This window comes from Nevskia sp. (genome assembly GCF_023266035.1).
Taxonomy (GTDB): Bacteria; Pseudomonadota; Gammaproteobacteria; order Nevskiales; family Nevskiaceae; genus Nevskia.
Window position 1 is genome coordinate 1 of the sequence record NZ_JAHFRY010000102.1, and the last position, 17,082, is coordinate 17,082.

The window sequence follows — 17,082 nt, forward strand, 5'->3', positions numbered from 1 at the left end:
GAATCGGCTGGTCGACGATCTGCTGGAAATCTCGCGGATCACCCGCGACAAGATCGAACTAAAAAAGGTGACGGTGGCGCTCGACAGCATCCTGCAGACTGCCATCGAAGCCAGCCAGCCGCTGCTCAACACCCACCGGCATCAGCTCAGCCTCAGCGTGCCGACCGGCCTGCCGTTGCTGCTGGCCGATCCGTTGCGCCTGTCGCAGGTGTTCGCCAACCTGCTCAACAACGCGGCGAAATTCACCGAGCCCGGCGGGCAAATCTGGCTGAGTGCCCACCAGGAACCACAAGCGCTGAGCATTTCGGTGCGCGACAATGGCATCGGTATCCGGCCAGAGGCGCAGGCGCGCATCTTCGAGCTGTTCGCCCAGGCCGACGAAATTACCAGCCGCTCGCAGGGCGGTCTTGGCATCGGCCTGATGCTGGTGAGACGTCTGGTCGAACTGCACGGCGGCACTGTGAAAGTGATCAGTGCCGGGCTGGGCCAGGGCAGCGAGTTCATCGTGCACCTGCCGCTGACCGGCAACCTGACACAGACCCTCAGCGCGCCAGCGGCCAAGCCTTCATCGCCGGCTGGTCTGGGCCAGCAACGCATCCTCGTGGTCGACGACAACCTCGATGCTGCGTCGTCCCTGTGCCAGCTGCTGGAACTCTGGGGCGCTGAAACCCAGGTCGCTGGCAGTGGTCAGGAAGCGCTCGACGTCCTCAAGGACTTCCGGCCCGACGTGGCGATCCTCGATATCGGCATGCAGGGCATGGATGGCCTGGAACTGGCCGGGCGGATCCGGGCGCGGCCAGAGCTGAGTGGCCTGTTCCTGATCGCGCTGACTGGCTGGGGGCAGGAGGAAGATATCCGCCGAACCCTGAACGCCGGCTTCGATCGGCATCTGGTGAAACCGGTCAATCTCGAGCTGCTGCAGAGCTTGCTGCGCGAGCACGCGCCTGCGGCATAGTGCTGCTGATGGCTGACCGGTGAGCGACCGCCCTTGAAACTTCTGACCCTTCAACATGCACCGCATCGGCATTGACCTCGGCGGTACCAAGATCGAAGGCATCGTGCTGCGCGGTGCGACCGAGGTCGTTGCCCGGCAGCGGATCGCGACGCCGAGCGGTGATTACGCGGCGACGGTCGCCGCTGTTGCTGCCCTGGTGGCAGCGCTCGAACGCGAAGTCGGCGCGCGTGGCTTGCCGGTCGGCATCGGTCATCCAGGGGCGATTTCGCCGTTCACCGGTCTGATCAAGAACGCTAATTCCACCTGTCTCAATGATCGGCCGCTGAAGGCCGATCTCGAAGCCGCGCTCGGCCGTGCCGTGCGCATGGCCAACGATGCCGACTGCCTGGCCTTGAGCGAATCACGGGCCGATGGTGCAGCTGCCGGTGCAGCCTGCGTGTTCGCGGTGATCCTCGGTACTGGCGTCGGCGGCGGCATCGTCATCGACGGCAAGCTCCGCGCTGGCCCGAACGCGATCGCCGGCGAATGGGGCCACAACCCGCTGCCGTGGCCGCGTGCGGACTGGAATGAAGTGCCGGGCCCGCTGGGCTGGGATGGCCGCCACGGATCGATCGAGGACTGGTGCAGCGGCGTGGCGCTGGCGCGCGATCATCGCGAAGTCAGCGGCGAGCATCTTCGCGGCGAGGAAGTCGTCGCCCGTGCCGAAACAGGCGATGCGAAATGTGTCGCGACGATCGCCCGCTACGAGGATCGTCTGGCGCGCGCACTGGCCAGCGTCATCAACGTGCTGGACCCGGACGTGATCGTGCTCGGCGGTGGCTTGTCGCGCATCGCGACGCTGTATGAGCGCGTGCCGGCGCGATGGCGCGCCTGGGTGTTCAGCGATCAGGTCGCGACTCGGCTGCTGCCGGCCGCACATGGCGACAGCAGCGGCGTGCGTGGGGCGGCCTGGCTGGTTTGAAGCCGTGGTCAGTGGCTCGTGGCTAGTGGCCAGAAAAAGCGCCCTGCTTTAACTAGCCACTGACCACTGACCACTAGCCGCAGCCCACTAGCCACCGCTTCTAAGGCCGCGCACGTAATCGCCCATCTCGCGGATCGCCCGATCGGCTTCCGGCATCCAGCCGGCCATCGCCTGCCAGACGTGCCAGAGCTTCGGCCGCACGCTCAGCAGCACTTGCACGCCGGCCTTGCGGGCGGCTGCGGTCAGGCGGGTGGAATCGTCGAGCAGCAGTTCATCGTCGCCGACCTGGATCAGCATCGGCGGCAGGCCGGCCAGATCGGCGAACAGCGGCGACAGCAGCGGATCGGCGAGCTTGCGGCCGGCGGCGAAGGTTTCGGCAGCCTTGCTGATGCCGAGCACGGTGAGGATGCGGTCGCGCTCGGCGCGTGAACCCATCGACTTGCCGCTGGAGCTCAGATCGGTCCATGGCGACAGCAGCACCAGCCCGGCCGGCAGCGCCATGCCGGCGTCGCGCAGGGCAATCGCGGTGACCAGCGCCAGATTGCCGCCGGCCGAATCACCGGCGATGACGATGCGCTCGGCCGGAATGCCTTCGGCGAGCAGTTCCTGATAGCCGGCGATCGCGTCTTCAAGCGCGGCCGGGTAGGGATGTTCTGGCGCCAGGCGGTAATCGATGGCCACCACTTCGCAGCCGGCGGCCTTGGCGAAATGCGCGAGCAGGCTGCGATGGGTGCGCGTCGAACCGCCGAGATAGGCGCCACCATGCAGGTAGTAGATGACCTGATCGCCGAGGTCGCCGGTTGGCGTCAAACGATCGGCCGGGCGGCCGGCGAGGGTCGTCGCTTCGATGCGCGTGCCGCGCGGCACGTGGGTGATCAGTCTGGAGATCCGCTCCAGCTGCGGCCGCATTTCATGGGCGGGCCTGGCCAGCACCGGCTGCAGGAGGAACTGGGAAACGGGGCCGAACAGGCGGGCGCGGAGGCTCAAGCTGGCAGTCATAGGAATACGGAAGCAGTGGCGGCGGGCAGATACCTGGCAGGTGCCGGGCGGCGAAGGGTAGCCGATCGATGTGACTGATGGACATCGGTGCGCTGGTTCCCGGAACCGGCCGCAGGAACCGTGGCGCAACGGAAATGTCCCAAGCGGATCGTTATGATGGCTGACGCTGCTGCCGCGGTCCGCACGGCGTCAGCACTGGTTCACTACCCGGAATGCCCCCTATGTCGTTTCCCCGCCTGTCTCTGTCCAGCCTGCGCCATCTGATGCGCGCCGTTCTGATCGTCGCCGCCGGTGCTGCGATCGCGGGCTGCAAGGAAGGCCGCGATGCCTACGCGATCACCGATAGCGGCTCGCTGATCAAGTTCCAGACCGACAAGCCGGAATCGCTCGACAACACGATGACCATCACCGGCCTCGCCGATGGCGAATCGATCCTGCAGATCGATTTCCGAGCCGAAGACGAGGTGCTCTACGGCCTGACCAGCAACAACCGCATCGCCACCATCGACACCGACAATGGCGTCGCGACCCTGGTCAGCGCCACGCCGTTCGAGACTTCGCCTGGAGTGTCGGGACAGCTGAACCAGCCGGTGATGGACATCAATCCGCAGCAGGATTTGATCCGCGTGATCGACTACCAGCCGACCAGCAGCGGCACGCCCACCAGCATCCTGCGCATCAATCCAGTGACCGGTGCCCTGGACCAGAGCGATGGCTCCATGCTGCGCTTCAACGACAGCGACACCAACGACGGCGAAGTGGTGCAGCTCGCCGCGATCGCTCACACCAATAACGACAAGGATGCGACGACGACCACGCTGTATGGCCTGGAATTCAACACCCAGAGCCTAGTCCGCATCACCAACGCCGGCGTGCTGACCACGGTCGGCGTGCTCGATCGCGGCTTCGTCGCGATCGCCGGTTTCGACGTCGTCCGCGAGCGCGGCGACAAGCCGGAAGACATCGGCACTGCCTATGTCGCCATCGCCGAGCGCAACAACACCTCGCGCTTCTACGAGATCAATCTCACCGACGGCAACACCTCCGGCACCGGCAGCGGCACCAATGGCAGCGAGATCGGCAGCGGCCTGCAGATCCGCTCGCTGGCGGTATCGCCGAAGCCGCCGAAGCGCAACGGGCTTGGCAACTGAAGTTCGTTGCAGACCGAAAAGGCCCGCTGCTTGCGGGCCTTTTTCGTTGAGCCTGCAGGTCCGCGCATCGCGGCCTGCGTAGCCCGGCGCTAACATCGCGCATCCCCTTCAGATTCCCTGACTCCCGGAGCGCATGAGCACTGTCCGTTATTGGGTTCGCTGCGAACCGCTGACCCACCTTTACCGGATCAGCGGCGAATTCACCGTCGTCAGCGCGCCGATCCTGCGGCTGCCGTCGTGGATACGCGGCAGCTATCTGGTCCGCGATTTCGCCAAGCACGTGCAGGGCCTCGCAGCGTTTGCCGATGACGTGCCGGTGGCGATCACCCGGCTCGACAAGCGCAGCTTCCGGGTCGAAGGCCAGGGCCGCATCCGCCTCGAATACGCGGTGCATGCGCTTGATCCTTCGGTGCGCAAGGCCTGGCTCGATACCCGGCGCGGCTTCTTCAACGGCAGCTCGCTGTTCTACTGCCCGGCCGGTTTCGAGCAGAGCCGCTACGAGATCGTCGTCGAGCGTCCGGACACGGCGATTGCGCCGAACTGGCAGCTGGCCACGGCGCTGTCTGCGGTCGCCATCGATGCCGACGGTTTCGGCGAATACGCGGCGGCCGACTACGAAACCCTGATCGACTGCCCGGTCGAAATGGCCGCGTTCCAGCAGGTTGCCTTCGATGTCGACGGCGTGCCGCACAGCCTGATCCTGTCCGGCCGCTGCGAGCCCGATCTGCCGCGCCTCGCCGCCGACATCACCCGCATCTGCCACGTGCAGCGCGAGCTGTTCGGCCAGCAGCCGGCGATGGACCAGTACCTGTTCCTGACCCAGGTCACCGGCAATGGTTACGGCGGCCTCGAACACCGCACGTCGACGGCCTTGGTCACTGCGCGCGATGCGCTGCCGCGCCCGGGCATGCCTGGCTTGCGCAAGGGCTATCGCGGCTTTCTCGGCCTGGTCAGCCACGAATATTTCCACCTGTGGAACGTCAAGCGGATCACCGCGGCGCGCTTCGCCGACAACGATCTCAGCGCCGAGGCCTACAGCGAAGACCTGTGGGCCTACGAAGGCGTTACCTCCTACTACGACGATCTGATGCTGCTGCGCGCCGGGCTGATCGACGCGCCGGTCTATCTCGATCTGGTCGCCGAAGCGGCGACCCGCCTGGCGCGCACGCCGGGCCGTTTCGTGCAGACCCTGGCCGATGCCAGCTTCGAGGCCTGGATCAAGTACTACCAGCCGGACGAGCAGACGCCGAACGCGGCGGTGAACTACTACGTCAAGGGCGCGCTGGTGACGCTCTGTCTGGACCTGTGGCTGCGCCGTCATTCGAGCGTGACCCTGGACGACGTGATGCGCGCGCTCTGGCAGCGCTACGGCAGCCGCGATGTCGGCGTGCCGGAAGGCGGGCTCGAAGCGGTCGCTGCCGAGATCTCTGGCCTCAATCTGGACCTGCCGCTCGACGCCTGGCTGCGCTCGACCACCGAGCTGCCGATGACCGAACTGCTCGCCGAGTTCGGCGTCACCGCGACCCTGCGCAACAGCAGCGGTGCCAGCGATGAAGGCGGGCGCAGCGAATCGAAGCACACGCCGCCAGTCACGCTGGGCTTGAGCCTGCGGGCTGGCGAAACGAGCGTCGCCACGGTGTTCAGCGGCGGTGCGGCCGAAGGCGCGGGACTCGCGGCCGGCGATCAGCTGCTGGCGATCGATGGCCTCAAGCTCACCGCCGGCAACTGGGCCAATCGCATGGAAACCCTGCGGCCCGGCGTGACGGTGACACTCGCCTTCTTCCGCGGCGACGAACTGCTCAGTGCCGCGATCACGCCGATCGCGCCAGCACCCGATACCTGGACCCTGAGCCTCGCCGACGTTGCCGGCGAAGTGCTGACACGCCGGCAAGCGTGGCTGGGCGTCTGATGCCTACCGGCAGCTGCCTGTGCGGCGGCATCCAGTTCCGCATCGATGCCGTGCTGGCACCGATCCAGATCTGTCATTGCTCGCAGTGCCGCAAGGCCCAGGGCGGACCGTTCGCGACCAATACGCCGGTGTCGGAAGCGTCGTTCCAGCTGCTTGCTGGCGCCGAGCTGCTGAGCTCGTTCGAGTCGTCGCCGGGCAAGCAGCGCTTCTTCTGCCGCCGCTGCGGCTCGCCGATCTACAGCAGCAAAGCCAGCCTGCCGGGTGTGCTGCGGATCAGGGCCGGGCTGATCGACGAGCCCCTGTCCGTGGCCATCGAAGCCCACTTCCAGACCGGCTCGAAAGCGGGCTGGTGGCCGATCACCGATGGCCTGCCGCAGTTCGAAGTCAATCGGCCTCCAGCTGCAGAGCCGTCGAGCTGATCCGCCCACTCGCAAGACCTCCGATCGATGCTTGAACTGATCCTCAAATTCCTCGCCGCCTACCTGCTCGGCGGCGTCATGGGCGGCGACGTGATGCGCCACCTCGCCGGTGGCGACGATCTGCGCGGCAGCGGTTCCGGCAATGTCGGCGCGACCAATGCGCTGCGCACTCGCGGTGCGAAGTTCGCACTCGGCGTGCTGGCGATCGACATCGGCAAGGGCGTGCTCGCTGCACTGGCGCTGCCGCACCTTCCGATGCCCGGCGGCGACCCTGTGCTGAGCCCGGCAATTCCCTACGCTTGCGGCCTTGGCGCGGCGCTCGGTCACTGCTATCCGGTGTTCCAGAAGTTCAAGGGCGGCAAGGGTGTGGCGACCTTGGCCGGCGTGTTCGGCGCGCTGCTGCCGGCCGCCTTGCCGTGGCTGATCCTGGCGTTCGCGCTGGTGGTGATGCTGACCGGTTACGTCAGTCTCGCGTCGATCGCCGGTGGCGCGGCTGCGCTGCTGTTCGTCAGCTGTTTCGGCAACGGCTTCTGGTCGCTGGCCGGTGGCTTCACGGCGGCGATGCTGGCGCTGATCCTGTTCAAGCATCGCGACAACATCGGCCGCCTGTTTGCCGGCACCGAATCGCGTTTCGAGAAGGCGCGCGTGCTCGGCAAGCTGTTCGATCGCGCGCCTCGCGCATGACCCGCGCGCTCGACGACGCAGCGCTGCTGCCGCTGGCCGATGCGCTGGCCGCCGGCGATTGGCTGTCCGGTGAAGCACTGGCGGCAACGGCCGGCGTCAGCCGCGCGGCGCTGGCCAAGCGCATCGCCCAGATCGAAGCCTGGGGGCTCGATATCGAAGCGCGGCCCGGTCTCGGCTATCGGCTGACCGCGCCGCTGGAACGGCTCGATGGCGCGGCGATTCGCGCCGGCCTGTCGCCGGCATCGGCAGCGCGGCTGGCCGGGCTCGACGTCGCCTTGCGGGTCGATTCGACCAATCAGCGTCTGATCGAAGCCGCTTCTGCCGACGATCCGCAGGCGCTGTTCGCCGAAGCGCAGACCGCCGGCCGCGGTCGCCGTGGCCGTGACTGGCGTTCGCCGTTCGGCGCCAACCTGTACCTGTCGCTGGCGTGGAGCTTCGCCGGCTGGCCGCCGAAGCTCGGTACCTTGCCGCTCGCGGTCGGTGTCGCCACAGCGCGTGCGCTGGCGGTGTCCGGTCTGCCGGGCGTGCAACTCAAATGGCCGAACGATCTGCGCATCGGTGAGGCGAAACTCGGCGGCATCCTGATCGAAAGCCGCAGCGAGATCGGCGGCGCCTGCCGGGTGATCATCGGCCTGGGTCTCAATGTCGCGATGACCGCCGGGCAGGGTGCCAATCTCGAACAGGCCTGGACCTCGGTGCACGCAACGCAGCTCGCCGCCGGCGGGCCGACGGCGACCCGCAATGCGCTGGCCACAGCCGTGCTCGACAGCCTGCTCGCCGCGCTCGCGCAGTTCGAGCAGGACGGCTTCGCCAGCTTCCTTGCCGACTGGAATCGCCTCGATCTCGCCGCTGGCCGTGCGGTGCGCATCGAAGGCGCAACGGTGCTCGAAGGCCAGGCCTGCGGCATCGATCCGGATGGCGCATTGATCGTCGAAAGCGCGGACGGCCAGCGCCATCATGTCCATGCCGGCGAAGTCAGCCTGCGTCTGCCGGCTGCCGCCACATGAGCGAGGCAGCGACGCGGCTGTTGATCGATGTCGGCAACAGCCGCCTGAAATGGGCGCTGGCCGACGATCACGCCATGCTCGGGCCAGCACAGGCATTGGCCCATGGCGGTGATCCGGCGTCAGTCGTTGAACTGCTGCCGTTGTCGGCCAGCGTTCGCGAGGCCTGGATCGCCAACGTTACCGGCGAAGCACACGGCGAGCGGCTGGCGGCGGCGCTGGCGGTGGGGCATCACCTGAGCCCGCGTTTCGCGAAGCCGATCGAGGGTCTGCAAGGCTTGCGGATCGCCTACGACGATCCGTCCCGGCTCGGGGTCGATCGCTGGCTGGCGCTGCTCGCGGCTTGGTCGCGCGAGCGGGCTGCGGCTTGCGTAGTCAGCGCCGGCACCGCGCTGACTTTCGATGCCGTCGACGATCGCGGCCAGCACCTCGGCGGCACCATCGCCTCCGGCCTGACCACGGCGCAGCAAGCCGTGCTCGGCGCCACCCGCTTCGCCGCGGCCGGTCCCGAGTTCCAGTACACCGCAGGTCTCGGCAGCGATACCGAGGCCTGCGTGCGCCAAGGCGCTCTGCACGCCTGCGTGGGTCTGGTGGAACGGCTGGCCGCCCGTTACGGCGGCCAGCGCGGCTATCTCACCGGCGGCGATGCCGAGACCTTGCGTCCGCACCTGTCCGGTGACTGGATCGTGGTGCCGGATCTGGTACTGGAAGGCCTGCAGCAGTCAGCGCCTGCCTGATCGCAAGGCAGGGTCTATGGTAGCGGGCCGCAACCGACCGGCTTCAGCACGCGCACCGCAGAGGCCGGATGCGAGGCCAGCTTGAGCAGCGGCCGGCGCGGCCGGGCCTGCAGTTCGCCGCCGCAGTTCGGGCAGCGGCCGTGCAGCACTTCCGTCGCGCAAGCCGCGCAGAACGTGCATTCGAACGAGCAGATGCGCGCCTGATCGGAATCTGGTGGCAGATCGCGATCGCAGCATTCGCAGTTCGGTCTGAGTTCGAGCATGGCGGCTGTCTCCTGAGGGCGATCCCGCTGGTTTCGAAGCGGTGGTTGCAGGCTAGCATCCAGCCTGTCCCCCAGCGCGTCATCCTCAGGAGAACAACCATGACCAATCAACAGATCGTCGAAGCCTTCATTGCCAACTGGCCGAATGCCGAACGCTTTTATCCCTGCGTCCGCGAGTACTTCACGGCCGATTGCCTGTACGAAAACATCGGGGTGTCGAAGACCGTGGGGCCCGAGGAAGCGATCGCCTGGTTCACGATGATGAGCACGCAGTTGCCGTTCGTCTCGATCGATGTCGACATGCTGGCGATCGCCGCCGTCGGCGATACGGTAATGACCGAGCGCATCGATTACCTCAAGGACAAGGACGGCAACACGCTGCTGACGATCCCGCTGATGGGCATCTTCAAGCTGCGCGACGGCAAGATCTGCGAATGGCGCGACTACTTCGACACCACGCCCTTCAAAGGCTGATCAGAGTCAGATAAAGGGCTGACCCCTGATGTCGCCTGCCCGCTCATTCGGGTGGGGGGCAACGTGCGGCTGCACGCTTAAGGTTAGCCACATAGCAGGTCAGCCTAGATAGAACCGTGGCTATCACGGCATCCAAGAGCGAGGAGAGAACGCATGAGTCAGGTCCAGTCCGCAGCGAAGCAGGTGGATGCCGTGGTGGTCGGTGCCGGTTTTGCCGGCATGTACGGCATTCAGCGCCTGCGCGAGAAAGGCCTGAAGGTGCAGGGTTTCGAAGCCGGCCACAGCGTCGGCGGCACCTGGTACTGGAACCGCTATCCGGGCGCCCGTGTCGACAGCCAGGCCTACATCTACCAGTACTGGTTCTCCGATGATCTGATCAAGGAATGGGACTGGAGCGAACGCTTCCCGGCCCAGCCGGAGACCGAGAAGTACCTGAACCATGTCGCCGACAAGTTCGAGATCCGCAAGGATTTCCAGTTCGAGACCAAGGTCGAGGCCGCGAAGTGGGATGACGCCGCCAAGCGCTGGACGGTGACCACCGACCAGGGCGACGTGGTCAGCGCCCAGTTCCTGCTGATGAGCACCGGTGGTCTGTCCGCGCCGCTGGTGCCGCCGTTCAAGCATCACGAAAAGTTCAAGGGCCAGATCATCCACACCGGCCGCTGGCCGAAGGACGGTATCGATTTCGCCGGCAAGAAAGTCGGCGTGATCGGCACCGGTGCCACCGGCATCCAGGTGATCCAGACCATCGCCTCGAAGGTCGGCCAGCTGACCGTCTACCAGCGCACCGCGAACTACACGATTCCGATGCGTAACCCGAAGTACGACGACGCCGACCGCGCCGGGCTCAAGGCCGGGGCCAAGGCGATGCACCAGAGAGTCAACAGCACCTTCGCCGGCTTCGATTACGACTGGCAGGCCACCGATCTGATGGCGATGAGCCCGGAAGCACGCGAGGCCCAACTCGACGAATGGTTCGCCGACGGTTCGCTGGGCTTCTGGATCGGTTCGATCCAGGGCGTGCTGATGGATGAAAGCATCAACGCGGTGTTCTCGGATTTCGTCAAACGGAAGATCCGCGCCCGCGTCCATGATCCCAAGGTTGCCGACCTGCTGGTGCCGGACGATCACGGTTTCGGCACCCGCCGCGTGCCGCTGGAAACCCAGTACTACGAGGCCTTCAACCAGCCGAACGTGAAGCTGATCAGTGTCAAGGCCACACCCATCGTCGAGTTCACCGAGCATGGCATCCGCACCACCGAAGGCGAGCAGGAACTGGACATCGTCATCTTCGCCACCGGCTTCGATGCCGGCACCGGTGCGCTGACCCGCGTCGACGTTCGCGGCGAAAGCGGCCAGTCACTGCGGGACGACTGGAACCAGCACGGCATCCACACCACGATGGGCCTGCAGGTGCACGGCTATCCGAACATGTTCATGACCATGGCGCCGTTCTCGCCGGCCGCCGCGTTCTGCAATGTGCCGACCTGCCTGCAGCAGCAGGTCGACTGGATTGCCGACTGTGTCGACTACGTTCGCAAGAGCGGCAAGCAGGCGATCCAGCCCGGCGCCGAAATCGAGAACAACTGGCTGGCCCACCACGACGAAGTGGCGAACATGACCTTGGTGCCGAAAACCAACTCCTGGTACATGGGCAGCAACGTCGAGGGCAAGCCCCGCCGCCTGCTGGCCTATGCCGGCGGCGCCCAGAATTACCGCGCGGTCTGCGACGACCTGAAGGCCAAGCAGTACCAAGGTTTTGAGATCGCCTGAACAGCTCTTCACCAAGGCGCTCGCACCGCCTGCTCGCAGCAGAGAGGACTGACCGGAGGCTGTGCAAGCAGCTCTCCGGTATTTTTTTGCCTCAGGCAGCCTGCAGAGCGCGACGCGCGGGCGTAGCGGCAAGGCTCAGCAGATACAGGCCGACGACGATATCGACAGCAGCGCAGAACGCCGGATACCAGGCCGGTACGCCCGGATTGATGAACAGTTGCGGGTGCAGCAGATCGTAGCCGCCGTGCGCCAGCCACAGCGCGCCGATGATGGCCGCCGCCCAGCGGAACTGCCGCCGCGCCAAAGTCAGCACCACGCCGCCGATCAGGAACGGCAGGCCGGCGAGCATTTCCTGCCAGCCGATGCGCGTCTCGCCGGCAACCCAGGCGAAACCTGCATAGATGGTCGGCAGGCTGATCAGGCTTAGCGCATAGACCCAGTGCTCGCCGCGAATCTTGCGTGCGAGCGCGATGGTGGCCAAACCTGCCAGCACGCCGACGATGGTTGCGATCATGGGTCCGCTTCCTCTTTCAGCTCGCGCGATCGCGCCAGGCGGTGGCCAGCAGCACGAAGGCGCCCAGATGGAAGGCGAACGCTGCCGTCGGAATCTGCGCGAGCTGCCAGATCATCATGCTGGCGCCGGCGATCAACCAGGCGCCGAGCAGATAAAGGCTCGCCAGCCGGGCCGACAAGGCTCGGCCGAAACGCCAGTGCAGCACCGCCACCGTGACCACCACGATCGCCGCCTTGATCGCCGCCATGCCACGCAGCATGTGCGCCAGTTCGGGGTCGTCGGCGATCGTCGGGACGGGTACGCCAAGCCACACCGCCATCGCCACCGCAGCGGCACAACCGAGCAGCAGATTGAATCGCAGCGAAGCCGACCGTGCGCGCTGGCGCTGCGCAGCAAGCTCGTTTGCGAGCGCCGTGGCTGCGGCGTTGCTGCTAGAGGTGATGGACATGAGGGGCCTCCGGTTCTGGGCGAAGTATGCGGCGCTTCAGTGCCCGCTTCGAGCGGGCATCAATTCGGCTGCGGCAGGACTGCGGAAATCGGCGCTGCTGCACAGCGGGCACAGATGCAGGCCAGACCGCGTGCAGCTTCAGGAACAGTGGCCAGCAGCGCCGGATCGAAGCTCGCAGTCTGGCACCAGCAAGCCGTGTCGAAGCTGCCGCATTGCGCCGGCGCGCAGGCGTTGGCGCCGCCGCACAGGGGGCAGGAAAGATTGCGAGCGGGTGTTGGCTGGATCATCGGATCGGATTGTGGCAGGCAGTTGAGCCTGCGCCACTTGAAGCAGACGCCTCTTCATCGAGGCGACGAACGACGCGGGCCGGATTGCCGGCGGCAAAGACATCCGGCGGGATATCGCGAGTGACCACACTGCCGGCGCCGATCACCGATCGATCGCCGATCGTCACGCCCGGACAGATCACCGCGCCACCGCCGACCCAGACATCCGAACCGATGGTGATAGACCTTGCGGACTCCAGCCATTTGCGCCGCTCCACTGCGCTGATCGGATGCGTGGCCGTGTAGATCTGCACCGCGGGGCCGAACAGCACGTTGTCGCCGATGGTCACCGGCATGACATCGAGCACCACGCAGTTGAAATTGAAGAAGACCTTGGTACCGAGAACAATGTTGCTGCCGTAATCGCAGAAGAACGGCGGCTGTATCCAGGCATCGGTCTCCTGGCCGAGCAGCTCGTTCAGCAGACGTTGCCGCTCTTCCTTCTGCTCCTCGCGCGTGGCATTCAACGCCAGACACAGATTGCGGCAGCGATCGCGTTCCTGGCTGAGCCCAGGATCGATCGGGTCATAAAGCTCGCCAGCGAGCATCTTCTGTTTTTCGGTTCTCATCTGGGTATGTCAGCGAGCCCGGCGCCTAAGTTCACTGGGCTTCGGTTTTTTCCGGAAGGGTGGGTCGAGACCCGCTATCGATGCAGCGCTCGGTCAGCCGTTCTGCGTCAAAGCGTGCGAAGCTGATTTGAGGCGGAGACGACGTCACGGAAAGCGGCGGGTTACAACCCGCCCTGGCTAGTTTCATAAGCAGCGACCAGCTTCTTAGGGGCGACCTGCCGCCACGACTGAATGAGTAGGCCCCGTAACATGGACTCTTCGACTGTGGCGAGCTGCACGTAAGTCCAGCCATGCTGGCCCCATTGCGGCACCGCTGAAAATGTATCGGGGTCTGACATCGTCAGCGCCGCTTGATCTGCAGCCGATAGTTTGACGAGCACGCGCTGCTCTTCGTGGTCTCGAGCTGATAGCTGAGCAAATATCTTTCCCGTCACCCGAAACGAGGGGCTGCCGAAATGATCGCGCTCCTCTGCCTCCGGTAAAGACAGTGCAAGTTTGTGTGCTGCTTGCCAGGAGAGCATGACCGTCACGCTTTAAGGTCTGACGACGATGACGCCACCGCGCGGCTTAACTGGTGCTGGGAAACTAATTGATCTGCCGACATGACGATCATTAAACGCCTCCTCCAAGCTCCGGAAATGCCCGCCGCCGGCTTGCCGATCGTGATGGATGAGTGGTTCGTAATCTTTTATTAAAAGAGCCGGACCTTTCAGGCATCGCGCTGTCCCAACGCCCTGAACTGCGCCACCGCCCCCAGCATCTCGGTCAGCACGAATAGCCAAAGCACCGGAATCACATCCTCGAACAAGATGTAATACGCGATCAGCAGTGACACCACGCAGCGGCCGACAGCGTCGATCAATGCGAACGCGCCGAGCGGGCGGATCAGCCGCGCCGCCACCCAGACCAGCACCAGCATGCCGGCGAGGTTGACGAAGAACATCGCCAGTGGATCGAACACGGGTGCTGTCGAGCTGCCACCGATCAGTCCATTCAGCCAGTACAGGAAACGGATGAACAACGGTGAGGTGAACGGCAGCGCCAGCGACATCACGCCGGTATCGAACAGGGCCCAGAAGCGGACCGTTTTCGGTGGCACGTGATCGTAGTTCGGCAGCTTCATGTCAAGCGCGGTCTTGATGGATCGAACGGATTATTGGGCCGGTACCGTTTCGATGCTGCTGGGGCGTGCCAACAGTTCGGCACTCCATTTCGCGACATTGGCGGGAACGCTTGCGGCGTCGACCATGAGCGGCAGGAATTGCAGGAACGGGATGTAGGCGATGTCGGCCAGGGTGTAGCGATCGTGGACGAGGTAGTCCACGCCTTCGAGCTGGCGGTCGAGAATCTGCAGGTGCTTGGCGATGTCGGCCGAGGCCTTGGTGATCGATTCAAGATTCCATTTCGCTTCCGGGAAGAAACGTTTCTGGAAGATGATCACGCCGGCCGGTGTCGCCATCTGGGCGTCGCAGAGGCGCAGGTGCATGTCGACTTCGGCGCGGCCTTTGCTGTCGCCCGGGATCAGCGCCGGTTCCGGGTGCTCGTCTTCGAGGTACATCAGGATCGCCGAGGATTCGTAGAGCACGAAGCCGTCTTCTTCCAGGGTCGGCACGCGGGCGTAGGGATTCAGCGCCAGGTATTCCGGCTTCTTGTGCGCGCGGCCGGCGAGATCGACTTCGACCAGTTGATGCGGGATGTTCTTCTCGATCAGCGCGATGCGGACCCGGCGGGCGTAGGTCGAAAACGGATGGTAGTGCAGGCGGATCATCGGGGTGCGGGTCCTGTGGTCGAGGTTGGCAAAGGGCTGGCAAACGGCGTTTGCCGATCATAGCCGCCGGATGCCGGATAATCGTCGGCATTCCACTTCCATCTGCCGTCTCCACGCCATGCGTTTCGAACTTCTTGCCACCGAAGGCGCCGCCCGGCGCGGTCGTCTGCACTTTCCGCGCGGCAGCATCGAGACGCCGCAGTTCATGCCGGTGGGCACTTACGGCACGGTGAAAGCGATGACGCCGGCCGAGCTGCGCGCGGGCGGGGCGCAGATCATTCTCGGCAACACTTTCCATCTCTGGCTGCGGCCGGGGCACGAAACCATTCGCGCGCTCGGCGGCCTGCATCGCTTCATGAACTGGAACGGACCGATCCTCACCGACTCCGGCGGCTTCCAGGTCTGGAGTCTGGCCGAGCTGCGCAAGCTGACCGAGGAAGGCGTGCACTTCGCCTCGCCGATCAACGGCGACAAGGTGTTCCTGTCGCCGGAGAAGTCGATCGCCATCCAGCACGGCCTGGGCAGCGACATCATCATGCAGTTCGATGAGTGCACGCCGTATCCGGCGACGCCGGAAGAAGCGCGCAAGTCGATGGAACTGTCGGCGCGCTGGGCGGCGCGCTGCAAGACCGCGCATCTGGCCTGGACACCCGAAGCCGCGCCGCCACCACCGGACGGCACGCCGTTGCCGGAGACCGAGCCGCGCGGCGCGCTGTTCGGCATCGTCCAGGGCGGCATGCATGCGGACCTGCGTGCCGAATCGCTGCAGCGGCTGACCGACATCGGCTTCGATGGCTATGCAATCGGCGGCTTGTCGGTCGGCGAGCCGGAAGGCGAGCGGCTGAAGGTGCTCGATGCCATCGGCCCGATTCTGCCGGCCGATCGTCCGCACTATCTGATGGGCGTCGGCACGCCGCGCGATCTGGTCCAGGGCGTGGCGCGCGGCATCGATCTGTTCGATTGCGTGATGCCGACGCGCAATGCCCGCAACGGCCACCTGTTCACGTCCGAGGGCGTGATCAAGCTGCGCAATGCGCGGCATCGCACCGATCCGGGGCCGCTCGATCCGGCCTGCGACTGCGAGACCTGCACGAATTATTCGCGCGCCTATCTGCATCATCTCGATCGCTGCAACGAGATTCTCGGCGCGCGGCTGAACACCATCCACAACCTGCACTACTACCTGAACCTGATGAAGCGGATTCGCGCGGCGCTCGAAGCCGACACGTTTGCGGCATTCGCGGCGGCCTTTCTGGCCGGGCCGGAAGGGCAGTCGCGGCGCGGCGCGGAGGCTGCAGTAGCGGCTGATCAGGCAGGCGATCCGGACACGGGTCTGAACTTGCCGGAGTGAGAAGGGTCGACTAGATGCACCAAGAACCGGCAGGCGTTCCGCCCAGCCCCAAGCATGAGGACCGCATATGAAACTTCGTCACATCGCCCCGTTGTTCGCGCTCACCTTGTCGTGTGCGGCATTTGCAGACGCGGCACCCAGCGACAAGGAGCTGCAGCAGTTCGTGGCTGCGTCCGTTGAGGTCAACAAGATCAACAGCGCTTCGCTGGCCAAGCGGGAAGCGGCCAGCACGGCGGCCGCTGCCGAGAAGCTCGAGGATGAAGCCACCGCGAAGATGGAGAAGGCGATCGAGGCCAAGGGCCTGACCTCCGATCGTTACGCCGAGATCTACACGGCAACGCAGAACGATCCTGCGATCAAGGCCAAGGTGGTCGAATTGGCGAAGCCGCACCGCAAGTAGAGCTGCGAGGCCGCATCCCTGATCGATCAGGGATGCGGCCCTTGCCGCGCTGTCGACATCCCCCGGACGCCCCTAGAATGCCCCTGAACTTACGGGGCAGACGATGGACTGGAACAAGGGCAGGCGCAGCAGCAATGTCGAAGACCGGCGCAGTGGCGGCGGTGGAGGCGGTGGCAAGCTCGGCGCCGGGGCGATGCTCGCCGTCGTCGTCATCAGCGTGCTGCTCGGCAAGAACCCGCTGGAGATGATCGGCCTGCTCGAACAGTCCGGTGTTGCCGACGCCATCCAGGGCAGCAGTCAGCAGGGCGCCGCACCACCGCAGGACGATCGCGAAGCGGAATTCGTCGCCCGCATCCTGGGCGATACCGAGGACGTCT

General features: G+C 65.4%; 22 protein-coding genes. 13 read left to right on the plus strand and 9 right to left on the minus strand.

The window, feature by feature from the left end:
* Positions 1-955 (plus strand): ATP-binding protein (locus Q0D45_RS15360; protein ID WP_293394557.1); only part of this gene is annotated, 955 nt, incomplete at its 5' end.
* 55 nt (positions 956-1,010) lie between these two features.
* Positions 1,011-1,916, plus strand: a complete 906-nt coding sequence (locus Q0D45_RS15365) for an ROK family protein (RefSeq protein ID WP_293394560.1) — start codon at positions 1,011-1,013, stop codon at positions 1,914-1,916.
* 87 nt (positions 1,917-2,003) lie between these two features.
* On the opposite strand, the gene Q0D45_RS15370 is transcribed toward Q0D45_RS15365, so the two are convergent.
* Positions 2,004-2,915, minus strand: coding sequence for an alpha/beta hydrolase (locus Q0D45_RS15370; protein WP_293394563.1), 912 nt, complete (start codon positions 2,913-2,915; stop codon positions 2,004-2,006).
* Between the two features lie 221 nt (positions 2,916-3,136).
* Between Q0D45_RS15370 and Q0D45_RS15375 the strand changes: the two genes are divergently transcribed.
* The 6 genes from Q0D45_RS15375 to Q0D45_RS15400 all read left to right on the plus strand — a co-directional run bounded on the left by Q0D45_RS15375 (position 3,137) and on the right by Q0D45_RS15400 (position 8,819).
* A complete protein-coding gene (locus tag Q0D45_RS15375; RefSeq protein WP_293394566.1) occupies positions 3,137-4,066 on the plus strand; it encodes a DUF4394 domain-containing protein in 930 nt (309 codons plus the stop codon).
* 133 nt (positions 4,067-4,199) lie between these two features.
* Positions 4,200-5,975 (plus strand): PDZ domain-containing protein, encoded by a 1,776-nt coding sequence (locus tag Q0D45_RS15380; RefSeq protein ID WP_293394569.1) that lies wholly within the window; start codon positions 4,200-4,202, stop codon positions 5,973-5,975.
* Positions 5,975-6,394 carry a GFA family protein gene (locus Q0D45_RS15385; RefSeq protein ID WP_293394572.1) on the plus strand — a complete coding sequence of 140 codons (420 nt, stop codon included), beginning with the start codon at positions 5,975-5,977 and terminating at the stop codon, positions 6,392-6,394. Before Q0D45_RS15380 ends, Q0D45_RS15385 begins: the two co-directional genes overlap by 1 nt.
* Positions 6,395-6,421: 27 nt before the next feature.
* On the plus strand, positions 6,422-7,078 hold the full coding sequence (gene plsY, locus Q0D45_RS15390; protein ID WP_293394575.1) for a glycerol-3-phosphate 1-O-acyltransferase PlsY: 657 nt from the start codon (positions 6,422-6,424) through the stop codon (positions 7,076-7,078).
* On the plus strand, positions 7,075-8,085 hold the full coding sequence (locus Q0D45_RS15395; RefSeq protein WP_293394578.1) for a biotin--[acetyl-CoA-carboxylase] ligase: 1,011 nt from the start codon (positions 7,075-7,077) through the stop codon (positions 8,083-8,085). The genes plsY and Q0D45_RS15395 overlap by 4 nt, the downstream gene beginning before the upstream one ends.
* On the plus strand, positions 8,082-8,819 hold the full coding sequence (locus Q0D45_RS15400; protein ID WP_293394581.1) for a type III pantothenate kinase: 738 nt from the start codon (positions 8,082-8,084) through the stop codon (positions 8,817-8,819). The genes Q0D45_RS15395 and Q0D45_RS15400 overlap by 4 nt, the downstream gene beginning before the upstream one ends.
* Before the next feature lie 14 nt (positions 8,820-8,833).
* On the opposite strand, the gene Q0D45_RS15405 is transcribed toward Q0D45_RS15400, so the two are convergent.
* Positions 8,834-9,082 (minus strand): DUF1272 domain-containing protein, encoded by a 249-nt coding sequence (locus Q0D45_RS15405; protein WP_293394584.1) that lies wholly within the window; start codon positions 9,080-9,082, stop codon positions 8,834-8,836.
* Positions 9,083-9,181: 99 nt separating this feature from the next.
* Here Q0D45_RS15405 and Q0D45_RS15410 point away from each other — a divergent pair, with 99 nt between their 5' ends.
* Together Q0D45_RS15410 and Q0D45_RS15415 are read left to right on the plus strand one after the other, a co-directional pair.
* On the plus strand, positions 9,182-9,556 hold the full coding sequence (locus tag Q0D45_RS15410; protein ID WP_293394587.1) for a limonene-1,2-epoxide hydrolase family protein: 375 nt from the start codon (positions 9,182-9,184) through the stop codon (positions 9,554-9,556).
* A gap of 153 nt (positions 9,557-9,709) precedes the next feature.
* On the plus strand, positions 9,710-11,329 hold the full coding sequence (locus tag Q0D45_RS15415; RefSeq protein WP_293394590.1) for an NAD(P)/FAD-dependent oxidoreductase: 1,620 nt from the start codon (positions 9,710-9,712) through the stop codon (positions 11,327-11,329).
* Between the two features lie 91 nt (positions 11,330-11,420).
* Here the strand turns inward: Q0D45_RS15415 and Q0D45_RS15420 are convergent, their stop codons facing one another.
* The 7 genes from Q0D45_RS15420 to Q0D45_RS15445 form a co-directional block, all read right to left on the minus strand.
* A complete protein-coding gene (locus tag Q0D45_RS15420) occupies positions 11,421-11,843 on the minus strand; it encodes a DUF6010 family protein (protein WP_293394593.1) in 423 nt (140 codons plus the stop codon).
* Positions 11,844-11,859: 16 nt separating this feature from the next.
* Entirely contained in the window at positions 11,860-12,291 is a 432-nt protein-coding gene (locus tag Q0D45_RS15425; protein ID WP_293394596.1) for a hypothetical protein, read from the minus strand.
* Positions 12,292-12,350: 59 nt separating this feature from the next.
* On the minus strand, positions 12,351-12,578 hold the full coding sequence (locus Q0D45_RS21680; protein ID WP_366946469.1) for a cysteine-rich CWC family protein: 228 nt from the start codon (positions 12,576-12,578) through the stop codon (positions 12,351-12,353).
* Complete coding sequence (locus Q0D45_RS15430; RefSeq protein ID WP_293394598.1) at positions 12,575-13,186, minus strand: sugar O-acetyltransferase; 612 nt, start codon at positions 13,184-13,186, stop codon at positions 12,575-12,577. Before Q0D45_RS15430 ends, Q0D45_RS21680 begins: the two co-directional genes overlap by 4 nt.
* Positions 13,187-13,347: 161 nt before the next feature.
* Positions 13,348-13,707: an MmcQ/YjbR family DNA-binding protein gene (locus Q0D45_RS15435; RefSeq protein ID WP_293394616.1), complete on the minus strand. Its 360-nt coding sequence runs from the start codon at positions 13,705-13,707 to the stop codon at positions 13,348-13,350.
* Positions 13,708-13,895: 188 nt separating this feature from the next.
* Entirely contained in the window at positions 13,896-14,309 is a 414-nt protein-coding gene (locus tag Q0D45_RS15440) for a hypothetical protein (protein WP_293394601.1), read from the minus strand.
* 30 nt (positions 14,310-14,339) lie between these two features.
* Positions 14,340-14,954, minus strand: coding sequence for a glutathione S-transferase family protein (locus Q0D45_RS15445; RefSeq protein ID WP_293394604.1), 615 nt, complete (start codon positions 14,952-14,954; stop codon positions 14,340-14,342).
* 118 nt (positions 14,955-15,072) lie between these two features.
* Between Q0D45_RS15445 and tgt the strand changes: the two genes are divergently transcribed.
* The 3 genes from tgt to Q0D45_RS15460 form a co-directional block, all read left to right on the plus strand.
* Positions 15,073-16,305 carry a tRNA guanosine(34) transglycosylase Tgt gene (gene tgt, locus Q0D45_RS15450; protein WP_293394607.1) on the plus strand — a complete coding sequence of 411 codons (1,233 nt, stop codon included), beginning with the start codon at positions 15,073-15,075 and terminating at the stop codon, positions 16,303-16,305.
* A gap of 67 nt (positions 16,306-16,372) precedes the next feature.
* Positions 16,373-16,705, plus strand: coding sequence for a DUF4168 domain-containing protein (locus Q0D45_RS15455; RefSeq protein ID WP_293394610.1), 333 nt, complete (start codon positions 16,373-16,375; stop codon positions 16,703-16,705).
* Between the two features lie 103 nt (positions 16,706-16,808).
* Positions 16,809-17,082: neutral zinc metallopeptidase (locus Q0D45_RS15460; protein ID WP_293394613.1), on the plus strand; the 274-nt coding region annotated here is incomplete at its 3' end.